12 protein-coding genes are annotated in these 16818 nt (G+C 69.4%); 7 read left to right on the top strand and 5 right to left on the bottom strand.

From position 1 onward, the window contains the following. Window positions 1-307 precede the first annotated feature (307 nt). The 4 genes from ML01_RS30210 (at window position 308) to ML01_RS14220 (ending at window position 8770) form a co-directional block, all read left to right on the top strand. A complete protein-coding gene (locus tag ML01_RS30210) occupies window positions 308-712 on the top strand; it encodes a phosphate-starvation-inducible protein PsiE (RefSeq protein ID WP_058556080.1) in 405 nt (134 codons plus the stop codon). 408 nt (window positions 713-1120) lie between these two features. After that, a complete protein-coding gene (locus tag ML01_RS14230; protein WP_058556060.1) occupies window positions 1121-3550 on the top strand; it encodes a bifunctional diguanylate cyclase/phosphodiesterase in 2430 nt (809 codons plus the stop codon). A 213-nt stretch (window positions 3551-3763) separates the two neighbouring features. Further along, window positions 3764-5458: a P-loop NTPase fold protein gene (locus ML01_RS14225; protein ID WP_058556059.1), complete on the top strand. Its 1695-nt coding sequence runs from the start codon at window positions 3764-3766 to the stop codon at window positions 5456-5458. 21 nt (window positions 5459-5479) lie between these two features. Next, window positions 5480-8770, top strand: a complete 3291-nt coding sequence (locus ML01_RS14220; RefSeq protein ID WP_058556058.1) for an NACHT domain-containing NTPase — start codon at window positions 5480-5482, stop codon at window positions 8768-8770. Window positions 8771-8887: 117 nt separating this feature from the next. Here ML01_RS14220 and ML01_RS27375 read toward each other — a convergent pair whose 3' ends face one another. From ML01_RS27375 to ML01_RS14200, 5 genes are all read right to left on the bottom strand, one after another. Beyond that, window positions 8888-9097 (bottom strand): hypothetical protein, encoded by a 210-nt coding sequence (locus ML01_RS27375; protein ID WP_082674284.1) that lies wholly within the window; start codon window positions 9095-9097, stop codon window positions 8888-8890. Further along, on the bottom strand, window positions 9081-9536 hold the full coding sequence (locus ML01_RS14215; RefSeq protein ID WP_058556057.1) for a PIN domain-containing protein: 456 nt from the start codon (window positions 9534-9536) through the stop codon (window positions 9081-9083). Before ML01_RS14215 ends, ML01_RS27375 begins: the two co-directional genes overlap by 17 nt. 295 nt (window positions 9537-9831) lie before the next feature. Then, complete coding sequence (locus ML01_RS14210) at window positions 9832-10011, bottom strand: hypothetical protein (protein ID WP_058556056.1); 180 nt, start codon at window positions 10009-10011, stop codon at window positions 9832-9834. A gap of 333 nt (window positions 10012-10344) precedes the next feature. Beyond that, on the bottom strand, window positions 10345-13470 hold the full coding sequence (locus tag ML01_RS14205) for an efflux RND transporter permease subunit (RefSeq protein WP_058556055.1): 3126 nt from the start codon (window positions 13468-13470) through the stop codon (window positions 10345-10347). Window position 13471: 1 nt separating this feature from the next. Then, window positions 13472-14584 (bottom strand): efflux RND transporter periplasmic adaptor subunit, encoded by a 1113-nt coding sequence (locus tag ML01_RS14200; RefSeq protein ID WP_058556054.1) that lies wholly within the window; start codon window positions 14582-14584, stop codon window positions 13472-13474. Window positions 14585-14921: 337 nt separating this feature from the next. Here ML01_RS14200 and ML01_RS14195 point away from each other — a divergent pair, with 337 nt between their 5' ends. From ML01_RS14195 to ML01_RS14190, 3 genes are read left to right on the top strand one after another with little or no spacing between them, the layout of a single operon-like run. Beyond that, window positions 14922-15617 carry a TetR/AcrR family transcriptional regulator gene (locus ML01_RS14195; protein WP_058556053.1) on the top strand — a complete coding sequence of 232 codons (696 nt, stop codon included), beginning with the start codon at window positions 14922-14924 and terminating at the stop codon, window positions 15615-15617. Further along, entirely contained in the window at window positions 15614-15769 is a 156-nt protein-coding gene (locus ML01_RS29980; RefSeq protein ID WP_173865177.1) for a hypothetical protein, read from the top strand. The genes ML01_RS14195 and ML01_RS29980 overlap by 4 nt, the downstream gene beginning before the upstream one ends. After that, window positions 15766-16764, top strand: coding sequence for a 5-bromo-4-chloroindolyl phosphate hydrolysis family protein (locus tag ML01_RS14190; protein ID WP_082674281.1), 999 nt, complete (start codon window positions 15766-15768; stop codon window positions 16762-16764). Before ML01_RS29980 ends, ML01_RS14190 begins: the two co-directional genes overlap by 4 nt. Window positions 16765-16818 lie beyond the last annotated feature (54 nt).

Genomic DNA, 16818 nt, shown 5'->3' with positions numbered 1-16818 from the left:
CGGGAGGGATCGATGCATGGCGCCTGCGTGCTGATTAGCGCCCGCAAGCTGGGCGCAGAGGCTAGCGCCGCGACCGCAGCGCGGCAAGGCGCCCGCGGCGCTAAGGCGCCGCGCGTTGCCGGGCGTCAATGGATCGCCGCGTGCCGACCTGGGGCGGTATGATCCCGGCATGCAAAACTCTGACGACAACCAAGACGGCCATGGCCACGAATCTCATGGCCAACAAGCTCATGGCCAACAAGCTCATGGCCAACATGCTCATGGCCAACATGCTCATGGCCAACATGCTCATGGCAACCGGCGCGTCATCGCCGTCGGCACCGGCGGCATCTACCTGCTGGAGGTGCTGGGGCTGCTGCTGATCACCATTGCCACCATCGTCGCCGGTGCGCAGGAGGTGCAGAGGATGGTCGCCGAGGCGCAGGTGACGCTCGGCGACCTGCTGCTGCTGTTCATTTATCTGGAAGTGCTGACCATGGTCGGCATCTATCTCAGCTCCGGTGCCCTGCCGGTGCGCATGCCGCTCTACATCGCCATCGTCGCCCTCGCCCGGCACCTGATCCTGGACATGAAGTCCATGAGCCAATGGACGCTCATCGCCACCGCCAGTGCAGTGCTGATCCTGGCACTTGCGGTGCTGGTGCTGCGCTACGGCCACGCGCGCTTTCCTTACGGCGCGAGCGAGGATGGGCGGGATATGCGCGACGGCTGACCCGTCCTCGGGGGCCGCTCGCCGCAGGTGAACCAAGGGCCAAGGGCCGAGGATGGCTCCCTTGGCCCTCGGCCCTCGGCCCTCGGCCCTCGGCCCTCGAAAGCGGCGTGTCATCGTGAAACTCGACCTTCCTGCGCACCCAGCGCGCGCCATCTGCCGGAAAACGCCAACCTGGCAGTGGACAGCCGACCGGATCATGGGTCACCCTCCCGTCGTTGACTCTGTCCCCTCCGGCACTGGCCGATATTTGTACAAGCTGTAGCAATGAGCCGGTGATCCGGTCATCCCTGATGTACGAGCGATTCGCGTTTCCGTCGATTAACCGCCGTCTGGTGCCGCATCCGCGACGAATGGTCCGGGAGCGCGCGCCGGTTCGCGTGGCGTTGCCCCGGTTGCGACACTGACGCCATGCGCCTGCGCGCGAAACTGGCGTTGGCGCTGGTGCCGCTCGTCGTGGCGCCGGTGGTCGCGCTCGGCTGGCTCACCTGGGTGTCGCTGCAGGGCAAGCTGGAGGGGCAGGCCGAGCGGGGCATGGCCGTGGCGCTGATGCTCGCGGACCAGGGCTTGTCGGACCTGGCCGATGGTGCCGCGGCGAGCGCCGAGCTGCTGGCCTCGGCGCCCGCGGTGCGCTCCGCCACCGGACCCGGGGGCGACACCTCCGCCGCGGTGCGGCTCTTCGATCGTTACCGGACGACCTATCCGGACTACCTCTCCATTCGGCTGCTCGATGGCGCAGGCGGGGTGCTGGCGCAGGCCGCTGCCATCGGCTTCCACGGTGACTCGCCCCTGGCCGACCCCTATGCGGCGGAGGTCGCGGCGCGTGCCGGGCCGGCCCCCTGCTTCGACATGGACGCCAACGCCGACCTGCTGCGCGTCTATCGCGCTGTGCAGGACCCGGATGCCGCGGCCACCGGTGCGGCCAGCAACGGGCATGTCGTTGCCCTGAGCGTCGCCCTGACGCCGCTCTACGCGCGCCTCGTGACCGAGCACCTTGGCTGGAGCGGCGCGCTGCTGCTGGTGCAGGCGGACGGTGAGGTGCTCTACGACAGCGGCCGGGCGCCGCTTGCGCCGCCGCCGTCGGTGTTGCGCGAGACGCTTGGCCACTTGGGCACGACCCTGACACCGCGGCGGCTCGGTTGGGGTGGCGAGCCCAGCCTCGTCATGGCCCGCGCGTTGCGGGAAGGGCTCACCGCTGTGGCGGTGCAACCGCTGCGGGGGCTGTCGCATCCGCTCGACACGCTGGCGGTGCAGACCGTGGCCATCAGCTTTTTTAGCGCCCTGCTGCTGGTGGCGGTGCTGTTCATCTGGCTGCGGCGGCTGGTGCTGCGACCGCTCAAGTCGCTGCGCAGCGCCGCGCGGGCCATCGGCACCGGCCGGCGCGTGCCGCCGGTCACGGTGCGCGGCGACGACGAGCTCGGCCTGCTCGGCGCCGAGCTACGCGAGATGGCCGAGCGGCTCGGCCAGTACAACGAGCAGATCGAGCAGCTCGCCTTCTACGATCAGCTCACCGGCCTGCCGAACCGCAACCTGATCCGCGACCTGCTGACGCAGCGCATGGGCGCCCCGCGGCGCGCCGACGAGGTCTTGGCGCTGCTCTTCGTCGATCTCGACAACTTCAAGCAGATCAACGACAACCTGGGCCACGCCGTGGGCGACCGGGTGCTGCAGACGGTCGCGGACCGGCTGCAGGCGCTGCTCGACAACGAGGGCTTGGAGCAGGGCGCCTTTCTCGCCCGCTTCGGCGGCGACGAGCTGCTCGCGACCATGGACCGGCTGCCGGACGCCAACGCCGCGGCCGATCTCGCCGCCCGGGTGCTGGCCGCCGCCGCGGAGCCGGTGGAGCTGCAGGAGGGCCGCTACGTCGTCACCGCGAGCGCCGGCATCGCGCTCTACCCGCAGGACGCGCAGGACCCCGACGGGCTCGTGCGCTGCGCGGACCTCGCCATGTACCGGGCCAAATCCGAGGGCCGCAACCTCTACCGGTTCTTCACGCCGGAGCTGAACATGCGCGCCTCCGAGCGCCTGGTCATCGAGCACCGGCTCCGGCACGCCCTGCAGGCCGAGCGCTTGACGCTGCAATACCAGCCCATCGTCGCGCTGGACACCGGCCGGCTGGTCGCCTGCGAGGCGCTGCTGCGCTGGCGCGACGACGAGCTCGGCCCCGTGTCGCCGGCGCGCTTCATCCCCATCGCCGAGGAGAGCGGCCTGATCCAGGACATCGGCCGCTGGGTGCTGGAAGCGGTCTGTGCACAGGTCGCCGACTGGCGCCGGCAGGGGCTGGCCCCGCGACCGGTGGCGGTCAACGTCTCCGCGGCGCACGTGCAGCGGGAGGCACTCGCGGGGCCGGTGGCGGGGCTGCTGGAGCGCTACCGGCTGGAGCCCGACGCCCTGCAACTGGAGATCACCGAATCCGTGCTGATGGACCTCACTCCCGCCAACAGCGCCCGCGTGCAGGCGCTGAGCGACCTGGGGCTCGCGATCCACATCGACGACTTCGGCACCGGCTATTCGTCGCTGAATTATCTGCGCCGCTTCGCCATCGACTGCATCAAGATCGACCGCTCCTTCGTCGCCAACCTCTGCACCCGCGATGAGGACCGCGCGCTGGCTACCGCCATGATCGCGATGGCCAAGGCGCTCGGCCTCGCCGTCGTCGCCGAAGGCATCGAAGAAGACGCCCAGCTCGCCGTGCTGCGCGACCTAGGCTGCGACTTCGGCCAGGGCTACCTGTTCGCCAAGCCCATGGACCCCACCGACTTCGCCCTCGTCCTGGAGCGCGCTGCCATCGCGCCGCTGCGCGCGGTGCCCGCGGAGGCGGAGGGCGAGGCGGCTGGTTGAAGGGCGCCGCGATTGCCTGATGGTGCGCGCTGGAGCAGACGCGCCGCTCGCGCGAAGGGCCGAGGGCCTAGGGCCAAGGCAGCGGCGTAGGGTGGAACAAGCGCAGCGGTTCCACCGAGCAACTGCACCGTCGCCCAAGCTGTGTAGGGCGGAACAACCGCAGCGGTTCCACCGACCGCCCTGCACCGTTACCCAAGACCTGGGAAGGCCGCCATGTCCGACGCACCCAACCCGCACTACCGCAACGACCTCTGGTCGCTGGACGACGACTTTGGCTTAGGCGCCGCCGGCGATCAGGTCGCGCGCATGGCGCTCCAGGTGGACCCGCCCTTCACCATCGGCGTCAACGGCAAGTGGGGCTGCGGCAAGACCAGCGTCATGCGCCGCGCGTTCGCTACCCTGGGCGGGCGGCCGATCCAGCAGGCGCTGCCGTTCGGGGAGCTGTCGAAGGAGGCCCACGGCGATCATTGGGCGCGTTGGAAGTACGACCACGAAGGTCGAAACCCCCGGCTTCCGTCCTGGCCGAAAGCAACGGCCGAGCAGACTTTGGGCATCTGGTACTCCCCGTGGCAGCATCAGAACGAGGCCAATCCGCTCATTCCGCTCATCCACGAGATCCGCGAGCAGTTCACGGTCTGGCTTAGCTTCAAAGAAGGCGCCAAGCAGCTCAACCGCCAAGCCGGACTTGCCGCCGCCAAGCTGCTGGAGCATCTTGCCGATGCCGCGCTATCGTTGGTCATGGAGCGTCCGGCGAAGCTCGCTCGCGGTCTGACAGATGCGGTGCGCGGCGGCTGGAAGGAGGGCGAGGACCGACTCGCCGCCCTCAGCGACGGTCAGCGCTTTCATCTGCTCTTCGAGGACGCGATCAACCAGCTCCTCAAGGCGCGCACCGATGCAGACGAGCTCGGCAGCGACGCCCGCCTCGTCGTCTTCGTCGATGACCTGGATCGCTGCGAGGGCGAGGTCATCGTCCGGCTATTGGAGATCATCAAGCTCTACCTCGGTACCAGCCGCTGTGTTTTCGTGCTCGGCCTCGACGACGGCGCCGTGATGGCCGCCCTGAAGCGCCACCGCAGCGACTCCGAGGAGGCCAACCGCGAGTACCTGGAGAAGCTGTTTCAGGCGACGCTGAGCGTGCCGCTGCCCTCGGCCCGCGGCGTCTGCGACGGCATCGTGCGGCAGTTTCGCCTGCACGGCATTCCTCGCGGCGCCGCGCCGGATGAGTTGCAACAGGCCCCCATCGACGCCGCCCGCGTCCAAATGGCCAAGGACATCGAGCGACTGCTGGAGCCCAACCCGCGCAAGATCAAGAACTTTACCAACAGCCTCTGCGCCGCCTGGGCCATGCACGACTGCGGCGGCTGGATGGGCGACGACGCCGATTTCCCGGCCGAGGCGCGACGCTTCGTGCTGCTGCATTACCTGCGACACTTTCACCGGCCGGTGTGGCGACTGCTGGAGCGGCAGCCGGAGGCCATTGACGTTTTGCGCGCCGTGCTTTCCCGTCAGGGGGCCACCGAGCCTGGCGGCGACGCGGTGCTGGAAACCGGGCTGCTGAAGGAGGTTTTCACGCGCGCTTTCAGTCATATCCTCGGCAGCATTGACCGAGACAACCTGCGCCACGGGAACGAATCGCTCGACGACGCCGTCCGCATCGCCAACGAGCGGCGGGATCGACGTCGTTCCGACGTCAACTTTCAGTCGCTGTTTGAGGAGTTGTACGAGACCGGGCGTACCATCGACCCGCGTCACATCTTCCTGCGCGTCGACATCGAACCGGCGGGGGACCTTCCGGACGGAACACAGCCCTCAGATGTTGATGCGGACGCTGGCGCCGCACCGCCGGCCGAGCATATCGACGCCGCCGCCGACCCGACCACCGACCCGATTCCAGACCACGACGACTGATCCGACACCGCGAGAGCGCCCATGAGCGACATCGCCGAAAAGAATGCCCGTGTCACCGCCCGCGGGGACTATGTGCGCTGGCTCGCCAAGCGCTTCGGCGGTCTGGACCTGCTCTTGACCTTGCAGGGCGAGGACCGCGTCAGCCTGCGCAAGGTCTACGTGCCGCTGCGCCTGGACACCGAGGACCGCACCGACGAATCCATGCCCGGCCCGGCCGAGGCCAAGGACGAGCCGCTGCCCGGCCGCGACGCCCTGGAGGTCATCGCCGAGCAGCCCTTCGTCGCCATCTCCGGGCGCCCCGGCAGCGGCAAGACCACGCTCATCCAGGCCATCATCGACGAGCTCGCCAGCGACCGCCCGAGCGACTTCCGCCGCCGCATCGTCGGCAACCGCGGCATCCTGCCCATCCCGCTGATCCTGCGGGACTATCAGGATGAGCTGGAGAAGGTCAGAACGCTCGACGACTTGCTCAACCTCTGGTGGAAGCGGGCGGAGCAGGAGGCGCGGGATAAGGGGTATCGGCTGGATATCGCCCGGTTGCGGGCGAGTTATGCGCCGAGCGGTGACGGAATGCCGCTGTTGCTGCTGTTCGACGGCATCGATGAGGCCGGCGGCCCGAGCATTCGCGCGCAACTGGCGCTTTGCGCCCAGGCCGGCCTGAATGCGGGGCATCGGGTGGTCTTCGCCGGGCGTCCGCAGGGCTTCTCTGAGCTTCGCCTTGACGAGGCCACCTACCGGCAGTTTCAGAGAACGGAAGCGCAGCAACTCGGCGGCGGCGCGATCCCGGGCGCGTTCATCGGCGCAATGATCGGCGGACCGGCCCTGGGGTTGCTTGGTGCCTTGTTCGGCGGCGCCGCGACGCAGCAGACGCGCGTTCAGCTCACATCCCAGGCACAGCCCATCGACGCCACGCTCCGGCACTTGCAGCCGTTCGGGCTCGCGCAGATCAAGACCTTTGTCGACCGTTTCTATCGGCTGCGGGATGAATGGCGCCTGGAGCGCGAGCAATTCATCCGGGATTTCGAGACGGCGCTGACGGATGCGAACCGGGCACATCTGCTGACGCTCGCCCGCCGTCCGCATTTCCTGACCTTGATGGCGCTGGTCCACGCCAATGACCGACGCATGCCCCACGGCCGCGCGGACCTGTACCGGCGCATCATCGACCTCTACCTGATTCGCCAGACCCAGCAGCGGCGGCTCCAATTCACCACCCGCGGCGAGCCGATGCCGCATTGGGATGAGCGAGAGGTACGCCGGGCGCTGGGCTATCTCGCGTGGCGAAGCCAGTTGAAGGGCGCGGAAGTCAAGGATGCCGCGAGTGAGCGGGACAAGCGCCAAGTGATCTGGAGCCGCGCCGAACTGGAGCAAGAGGTTTGTGGGCTGCTGGGCGGCACCAATCCGGACCTCGGCCGTTTCAGCGATCTCAAGCCGGACGATGCTTCGCGGCTGCTGGACTACTTTCTGCACCCGACCGGCTTGCTCGTCGACCCTGCCGAGGATCGCTTACAGTTCGCACACCTGAGCTTCCAGGAATACCTCTGCGCGGAGTACATCCACGGCCGGGCCAAGTCCCGCGGCAGCCGCCGCTTTCTCGATGCCATCCGGGAACTGTTGTATACGAACCTTGGTCTGCCAGGATGGGATGAGGTCGGACTATTGCTACTGTGTATTCACGCCGCCGAAGGGGCGCAGACCGACCCGAATGCCCACCTGGAGCTGCTGGCGGAGTTAGATCCTGCCGATCTGCCGCAGGCGACGCTCCTCGTTGCCGCGCTAACAGGAGAAGAGCTGGATTTTGCCGAGTGCGAGCGTATGCGCTGGTTGCCAGTCGTCATCGCCGCGGCGCTGGTGCAGCCTGAGGCTGACTTGGCGGCCCGTTTCGGTTCAGTTCCCGCTTGGGCGCAATCGGGGCCGGTGCTTCTCTACAAGTTGTTCGAATGCGAAGACCCTTTTGGATTGCTCGGCTCAACGCTTGCCGAGGCCTCGACAGGCAGCTTCATGGAATTGCAGTCTCAACTCGATGATTCACTTTCGAGTTCCGGTGCGCGTTGGCGAAATCCCATAGACGACGCTGGCTGGATAGTCGATGCATATGAAACTGAAGCGCAGGCATATTCGCTACTGGCGTTAGCGAACGCGACGGAGTGGCTGTGGAGTGAGGGAAACTTCCGAACAGCCTTCGCTAGTGAGAAGCCAGGAGCCCAATCATTGGTTTCTGATTGGCTGCGCAACCAGGCGGAAACGAATGGAATTCATGCATATTGCAGAAGATGGCAGGCGAGTTTAGATGCGCAATTGCCAGTATTGACGTGTGTCGGATACGAGCTGGAAGCAGCGATGCCGACCGGAATCGAATTGATTCAGTGGACTTGTCGCGCAACTCCGCTTGACGCTTGGGTGTTGCATGGCGAAAGCATTGGTGACTCCGCATCGGTTGGAAGCCGGCCGTCAATGAATCTCGGCCTCAATTCGCCGGAGTCGACGAGATCGCGCCTTGGGGTAGGTTTGTATCAAACCATAATTGTTGCTGAAGCACTCGCGGGTGGAGACGATTTCGGATTGTTTACTCTGCTACGATTGGCATGCTGGCTGTTCGCATCAATGCCTTCCGAGCATCAACCATCTATTTCTGTTCACCGCTCGTGGGATCGGTTGCGCTATCTTCTGCGAGAGGCCCGCAGATCGCGGCAGCGGTCCAACTCCTTGCTTCCGGCAATATACACATCCATTCATCGCGACTTGGGTAGCCTTAGTGCTCACTACTTGCCCAAGATCAGCGACGCGACACTATGCGAGTTAAAGGAAGCCTGCCGAACTAGAACGAGCGATTGGAAGATGTTCCTGGCTCGGAAAGTTGAAGCCTATGCATTGCGCATCGCCGCATTAGACTGGTTCAACGAACAAGCCGAAGACCCCGACCTGATGCGCCGTCGCGGCCTTCGCCCCGGCCAGCCCTTGCCCCCGGAATTCGGCCTCTTCGACGACACCGGCCGGCCCAATCCGCAGATGCCGCGCGCGGGCGTCGTGCGGCTGCGGGAGTGGGTGGACGACGACGACGCGGTGCTCGGCTGGTTCTTCCCGGAGGGGCTGTCGGCGGAGGATGACAAGGACCTGCGCGAGCAGTTGCACATCCTGCACCACTACGAGCGCCCGGACGGCGAGCGCGGCCAGCCCTGGTCGCCGAAGGCGGCGCTGGATGCGGTGCTGGCGGATTGGCCGGAGGACGAGCCCTTCCGCGAGGTCACGCTGGAGGCGGCGGAGCGGGACTTGATCGCCGCGCTGGATGCGGCGTTGCCGCCGGAGGAGTGATTGCGGCGCCGTTGTGGGCGCGTTGGCGGGCGGTGTTGGGACAGACCACGGTTTCCCTGATTAGCGGTCCCTGATTAGCGCCCAGCAGATCTTTCAGAAGCCGACACCGAACGAGCCTCAGCCCGGTGTCGTCATGCGCGCCCGCAGCGCGCGCGCCTGTTCCGCCAGTGTGGCGACGGTAGCGTCCTGCCATTGGTCGCCTCTCCATCGGGTGTAATCGAACGGCTCCCGATGCAAGGCCACGATAAAACGTTCGGCATCCACTGGGCCGAGTGCGGCAATCAGCGCCCGTACCCCGGCCAGTTTCAGCTCAGACTCGGTTTTCATCGTCATCCCCTTGCCAGTACCGGATGAAGTCGATCGGATCGGCAACGACGATGCGATCATCGCCGTGCATTCTGCGGATAAGCCTTAGATCCGTGGTCAACAGCCAGGTTGCTCCGGCTGTGATGGCGCTCGCGACATGTAGCGCGTCCATCGCCTTGACGCCGCGTTCGGCGATGCCCTCGGCGATGGCTTCGACCGCCGGGGTCGTAGGGACATCGACCCGCGCAAGATCGCGCCAGAGCGTGATCGCCTCGGCCCGCTCCGCGTCGGGATTGCCGGCATTCTCCAAGTCCAGCACCGCCGACCACGCGAGCCTCAGGTGTCCCTCCCGCACGCCGTGCTGCACCGCCAGCTTTGCCTCAGTCTGCAAGCGCACCAGCGTTTGAGACTGCTGATCGAAGGGCCGGTTGAAGCAGCAGATGTCCAGATAAACCAGCAAGCCAACATGTCCCCGATGGTCGAATCGACAAGCCGGCAGCATACTACAAGGGGCGTGGGCCGACCCGGGCGTGCTCTGGGGACAGTATCTGATACCTCATAGCCACGGCGGGTGTCCGCTGCCCGCTCGACTGGGGACCCCGGCCCGCGAGGCACCGGTGTCGGCTCTGGGTCGTCAGCCGACATTTGCGCCGTGAATGGTGGGCGTCCGCTCTGGGACCATCAGTGGACCTTCGCGGGCCGGGGCCGGTCGGTCGTGACAATATCGCTGCGGGTCGCGCTAGCGCTCCTCGCTGCTATCGAAGATCTCGAGCTTGCAGCTCGGTGCGCATGTCCTCGGGCACATCGTCCAGCGATGGCACCACGCCGTCGAGCATCGCGGTCAGCACTTCTTCAAGCGGTCGGTGCACCGCACGCGCCGCGCCGCCGACGCGTTCGGCGAGGGCGTCGGGCAGGTTGATCGTGATGGTCGTCATCCGCGGCTCCCGTGGTCTGGCGCTCGCCAGAAGGTCATCGGTCCGATGATAGCGGAGCCGAACCCTGTCGTCGCACTGGTGCGCGGAACCGAGCCCGAGGTACCGAGCGTTTGCCCCGCGCGGTTACCTCCGGGATCGTCGGGCTGCTCCGGCGTCCGCCGCGCGGATAGCGGACCGGCACGGATAGCGCCACACCGCCCTGGTCTCCCGGCAGTCGTTGATGGCCCTGTGGCTGGCGCCGTCCCACGCGAAGCCGACGTGCGCGGCGGCAACGTGCCGCTTTTGCCAGCGCCAACAACCGTGGCGATGGCGCAATCGCGCGCTGGTGGATGCTCAGGCGCACGTCGCTGGGGCGGAAACATGGCTCGCGTCCGCCGCCCCCGCCGCCCGCACCAGCCCCGCCCGCAGCGCGAGCCGATACAGCGCCGGGGCGAGCACGAGGCCGAGCGGCATGGAGAGCCCGACGCCGCCGGCGATGACGACGGCGAGCGGCGGCCAGAACGCCCCGCCGGAGAGCAGGATCAGCGGCATGAAGCCGCCGACGGTGGTGAGCGTGGTGGCGACGATGTGCCGGGTGGCGCCGATGACGGCGGCGGTGATGGCCGGCACGTCGCCGGCCGCGGCACTCGCATCGGCGCGGATCGCGGCGAGCACGACGATGCTGGCGTTGATGGCGACGCCGACGAGCCCGGCGCTGCCGAGGATGGGGTTGAAGCCGAGCGGCCAGCCCGCGAGCCACAGCGACAGCAGGCCGAGCCCCACCGACAGCACGCCGATGAGCGTGACGATGCCCGCCAGCGTGAAGCTGCGAAACGCCAGCACCAGCGTCGCGAGCATCAGCGCCCCGAGCAGCGGCGCGTAGGCCAGCAACAGGCCGATGGCCTCGCCTTGTTCCTCGCTGTCGCCGCCGAGCTCCAGCCGATAGCCGGGGGGCGGCGCGAAGCCTTGTTCGTCCAGCAGCCGGCGCAGCTCGGCTGTCACCTCGATGGGCAGCGCGTCCGGCGTCAGCCAGGCCTCGATGATGTTGACGCGCTCGCCGTTGCGGCGGGTGATGGCGGCGGTCTCGGGCGCGAGCCGCAGCCCGCCGAGCGCCGCCGCCGGGATCCACTCGCCCGGCGCCCGCGGCGAGACCAGCGGCAGCGTCGCGAGCGCGGCCGGATCATCGCGGTGGTCCAAGGCGTAGCGCACGCGCACCGGCAGGTCTTCGATGTCCTCCAGCACGCGCCCGCCGACGGCGCCCTCCAGCGCGCTGCGGTACTGCGCGGCGATGGCGCCCAGGCTCAGGCCCGCGAGGCCCGCGTCGCGCTCGTCCGCGGCGACGGCGAGCGTCTTCGCGTCCGGGCCGATGCTCGCCAGGCTCTCGGTGACCTCGGGCAGGCGATGCAGCGTGCGGCGCAGGTCGTCGCCCAAGCGCTTGAGCTCCGCCACGTCGGGCCCCGCCAGCCGCAGCACGATGGGCGCCGGCACCGGCGGACCCTGGCCGAAGCTTCTCACCACGATGCGCAGCCCCGGAAAGCGCTCCGGCAGCTCGCGCTGCAGCACGGCCACGAGCCGGCGCGCCTCCGCAGGGCTTGCCGCCTGCACCGTGCCGCGGGCATAAGCCGCGTTGCGGTCTTGGTTGCGGAGCTGGTTGTAGTAGACCGGCGGCGAGCTGCCGCCGGCGACCCAGAACACGCGCTCAACGTCGCCGGCGGCGCGGATGGCGCCTTCGAGCCGCAGCACCGCGGCGGCGGTGCTCGGGACGGACGCTTCCTCCGCCGCCCAGACCTGGATCTCGAACTGGTCCCGGTCGGCCGGCGGAAAGAACTGCAGCCCGAGCTGCCCGGCGGCGACGAAGCCGCCCACGGGCAGCACCAGGCACAGGGCCGCCGCGAGCAGCGGATGCCGAAGCGTGGTGGTCAACAGCGCGCGGTAGGCGCGGCCGAGCCGCCGGCTCGACACCCCGTGCTGCCAGAAGCCCCGGCCCCGCGGCGCGGCGGCGAGCCCGGCCAGCGCCGGGATCAGTGTCAGCGACAGCACGAAGGACGCCGCGAGCGCCAGGATCACGGCGACGGCGATGGGGCCGATGAAGTCGCCGACGTTGCCGGGCAGCAGAAAGATCGGCATGAAGCCGAGGATGGTGGTCAGCGTCGAGGCGGCCAGCGGCACGGCGAGGTGCTGCACGGACTCGGCCACCGCGGCGTCGGGCGCCGCGCCCGCGGCACGGCGCGTGCGCACGGCATCGGTCATGACGATGGCGTTGTCGATGAGGAGCCCGATCGCGATGATCATGCCGAAGATGCTCATCTGGTGGATCTCGACCCCGGCGAGGTCGAGCCCGAACAGCGTCAGCGCCGCCGACAGCGGCAGCGCCGCGCCGACGATGAAGGCGGCGCGGAGCCCCATGGTCAGCAGCACCACCAGCATCACCACCGCGGCGCCGGCGACGAGATTGGTGCCGAGCTCCGCCAGGCGCGCGCCGGTGTAGCGGTTCTGATCGAACAGCACCGCCATGCCGAGCCCGCCGCCGAGCCCCGCCGCGGCATCGGCCACCAGCGCGCGGGCGGACGCCGCCCAGGCGTCCAGGTGCACCGCGTCGCGGGTGCGCACGCCGAGCAGCACGGCGCGGCGCCCGTCCGCCCAGGCGATCTCGTGCGGCGGCTCGCGCACGCCGCGGCTCACGGTGGCGATGTCGCCGACGGCCACCAGGCCGTCGGCGGCGGCGATCAGCGGCACGGCGGCGACGCGCTGCACGGCGTCCAGCTCGCCGTCCACGGTGAGCCTGAGCTGCTGCGTGTCCGAGTGCAGGGCACCGGCCGGGTCCTTCGCGTCCGCGCCCGCGAGGCGCGCCGCCACGTCGTCGATGGTGAGCCCGAGTGCGGCCAGCTCGGCCGGGTCCACGTCGATGCGGATCTCCTCATCCGCGGCGCCGAAGCGCACCACCTGCTCGGTGCCGGGGAGGCTCTGCAGGCGCTCGGCGAGGCCGTCGGAGAGCCGCTCCAGGATGCCGAGCGGCGCCGGGCCGGTGCCGTCCCAGTGCACCGACACCACCAGCGAGTAGGCGACGCCGCCGCGCTTGGTGTCGAGCACCGGGCGGCCCGTGCCGGCGGGCAGCAGCGCCTCGGCGGCGGCGAGCTGGTCGCGCAGCTCGGCGAAGATGCGCTCGTTGTCGGCGGCGGTGACGGCGTCGTCGAGCTCCACCGAGAGCACCGACATGCCGCCGCTGGAGGTGGACTCGATGGTCTTGACCTCGGCCACCTCGCGCAGCGCGTCCTCGAGCTTCTTAGTCACCAGCGCCTCGACGCGCTCCGCCGTCGCACCCGGCACCACGGTCAGCACCGCCGCGTTGCGGGGCGTGATATGCGGGTCCTCGATACGCGGCAGGCTGTGCCAAGCCGACACGCCGGCGAGCAGCGCCAGCGCGATGGCGAGCACCAGCAGGTGCGGGTTGTGTAGCAGGCGCAGCGCCGGCGTGGTCATGTCAGCGGGCCTCGAAGGCGATCTCGGCCGCGCGTGCCCCGGTAACGCGCACCAATTGCCCCGGGACGACGCGGTGCAGCCCGGCCGTGACCACGGACTCCGCCGGCGCGATGGCGCCGGCGACGAAGGCGCGCGTGTCTTGCAGCTCCAACACCTGCACGGCCCGCGGCTCCAGCCGGTAGCTTGCCGTTGACGCGCCGGTGCCGGTGTCCAGCGCCGCCGGCATCGCCACGAGCAGGCGCCAGAGCCCGCGCTCGCCGGCGGTGAGCGCCGTCAGCGGCACCCACAGCCCGGCGGCTTGGCGGTGCTCGGGCAGCGACAGGCTGACCAGCGTGCCGGGGCGGGGCAGGGCGGCAGCGTTCGGCCCGGCCGCGGGCAGGGGGTCGAACAGGGCGTCCACGGTGCGGCTGGTGGCGGAGCGGCGCGGCAGCAGGGTGCGCAGCCGCGCCTCGATGCGCGCGTCGCCGAGCGAGAGCGCATAGACCTCGCCCGGCACCAGGCGGGCGCTCAGCCGATCGGCGACGCCGATGCGGATCTCCGGCGCGGCGCCGTCTTGGAGCTCCAGCACCGGCGTGCCGGCGCCGAGCACCTGGCCCTCGTCTGCGAGCCGCGCCGTGATGACCCCGGCGTAGGGCGCGACCAGCCGGCCCTTTGCGAGATCCACGTCGACGGTCGCGATGCGCGCCTCGGCGAGCCGCAGATTGGCCGCGGCAGCCCGCGCGCCCTCCACCGCCTCATCGAGTGCCTGGCGGGTCACGGCACCGTCCTTGACCGAGTCGCGAAAGCGCGCCGCCGTGGCCTCTGCTAGCGCGAGGTCCGCCTCGGCGCTCGCCCGCGCGGCCGTCAGCTCCGCGCGGCGGGCGGCGAGCGCGGCCGTGTCGAGCCGCGCCAGCGTCTCGCCCGCGGCCACCGCGTCGCCCTCGCGCACCAGCACCGCGGCCAGCAGACCCGGCTGCTCGAAGCCGAGCCGGCTCAGGCGCCGAGCCTCGACGCGGCCGGTGAAGGTGAGCGCGGAATCAAAGCCGGTCTCGATCTGCGCCGGCTGTACCGGCACGGCGATGGTCGGCGCGGCCGGGCTGTGGTCGCCGGGCGGCTCGGCGGCGTTGCCGGCCATGGCCGCGGCAAGACAAAGACAGAGGGCAGGGAGGCGCCTTGACGGCCGGATGAGGGTAGCTGAATCGAGTTTCATAACGACTCTGCGTTTCGGGAGCAAAAGGGCCGAGGGCCGAGGGCCGAGGGAGCCATACTTCGTACTTTTCGTACTTCGTGCGATGTCCCGGGTAAGCGGCTAGACTGGACCGCGTAGTGTGATATTAGTCGTCAAAAACTGGACCGTCCAGTATGAGATTTGTGAGCGGCACGACCATGACCGAAGCTTTCCGACGGACGGCGGCGGCAGGCGAGGGCTCGTGCGCGCGGCGCGCCGGCGTGCATGGATCGGAGGTGCGGCGGTGAGCGCGCCGGCGCGGCGCGGCCGGCCGAAGAGCGAGCAGAAGCGCGCGGCCATCCTTAAGGCGGCGAGCGCGCTGTTTCTGGAGCAGGGGCTTCAAGGCACGAGCATGGATCAGGTGGCGCGGACGGCCGGCGTGTCGAAGCAGACGCTCTATTCGCACTTTGACGGCAAGGAGGACCTGTTCCGAAGCTGCATCCGCGGCAAGGTCGAGCGCTACGGCTTCGACGGCGTCAGTGTCGGCGCCGGGCGCGACGCCGGCGTCGACGCGTCGAAATCGGCCCCGCCGGGCGCGGACGCACGGGCGGTGCTGCTGCACGTCGCCCGGGGCTTCATGGAGCTGATCTTCGACCCCGAGGTGGTCGCGATGCACCGGGTGGTCATGGCGGAGGCCGCTGCCCATCCGCGCATCGCGGCGCTGTTTTTCGAGAACGGGCCGGCGGCGGCGCAGCGCACCGTCGCCGCGGTGCTCGCGCTGTTGGTGGAGCAGGGCCGGCTGCGCCCGCACGACACCGGCGAGGCCGCCTGGCAACTCATGAACCTGTGCTTCGGCAGTTTCCATGTCCGCCTCCTGCTGCACCTGATCGACGCCGTGCCGGCGGACGCGCTCGAGCGGCATCTTGTGAGCGCGGTGGACGACTTCGTCCGCCTGCACGGTGCGGAGCGCCCGGCGGAGGCCGTATCATCGCAGCCATGAACAGACAACGCTCACATCCATCCGCCCGCCCGCCGGTTCCGGCACCACAGACGCTGCCAGACCGCCCGCCCATCGGCACGCGCGTGCTGGGCTGGTTTCTGATGTCCATGACCCTCGGGCTCGTGTCCTGCCAGTCCCTGTACGTGCTATGACCGAGGAACCCGACAGCAAACGGCCGGCCGCCGCGCCGACCCGTGAGCGCGACCTGGGCGCCCTGCTCGGCAAGGTCGCGGACTTGGACCTCAGGCTCGACCTGCCGGCCGTGCGCCGGACGTCCACCGCGGCCGCGCCCGTCCGGCGCGATGCGCCTAGGCGCGCCGCCGTTACCACCGGGGCCGCGCGACGGCGCCGGGTCGGCGTGTTCGGGCTCTGGTTCCTGTCCGCGCCGCTGCTGTTTGGCGCGGTCTTCGCGCTTGCCGCCGGCAGCTTCGAGGGCTTCCTCGGCGATGCGCTGGGCTGGGGCCTCATCGCGCTCGGTGCCGTGCTGACCCGCCGCAGCGGCGCGGCCGACGCCGAGGGCGCGCTGGTGCGGCGCTTCTCGCGCCGGTTCCAGCTGCCGCTCAAGAACCTGGGCGGGATCGCGGTGGCCGCCGGCGTCGCGGTGGCGGCCGTGCTCGGGGTCGGCCACTCGCTGCCCATCGGCATCGCGTTCGGCGGGCTCGCGGCGCTCGCGTTTCATTTCATCTACCGCTTCGACCCGCTGCTCGAAGGCGAGCGGCTTACCGCCGACGACCGCGAGTCGCGCCAAGTCGCGGAGGCGCTGGCCGACGCCGAGGAGCGGCTCATCACCATCGAGGGTGCCGCCCGCGCCGTCGGCAATCCGGAGCTGGAAGCCCGGCTCGCGCGCATTGCCGCCGAGGGGCGCGGCATCCTCGCGCAGATCGCCGAGCGCCCGTCGGACCTGCGCCGGGCCCGGCGTTTCCTGACCGTGTTTCTGGAGGGCGCCGAGCAGGTGACGGACGGCTACGTGCGCACCCACCGCCACAGCGACCATCCCGAGCTGACGCAGAACTTCCGCAGCGTGCTCGTCACCATCGAGGAGCAGTTCCGCCGCCAGCGCGAGCGCCTGCAACGCGCCGACGTGCTGGACCTGGATGTGCAGATCGAGGTGCTGAAGAAGCAGTTGGAGCAGGAGGGGATTCGGTAACGGGTCGCGAGCCTGACGCCCATTTCCCGCTCATCTCTGACCAAGAATTGACCC

The organism is Thiohalocapsa sp. ML1 (assembly GCF_001469165.1).
Lineage (GTDB): Bacteria > Pseudomonadota > Gammaproteobacteria > Chromatiales > Chromatiaceae > Thiohalocapsa.
The sequence above is the reverse complement of the archived record's forward strand: the minus strand, read 5'-3'. Positions and strand labels throughout refer to the sequence as shown.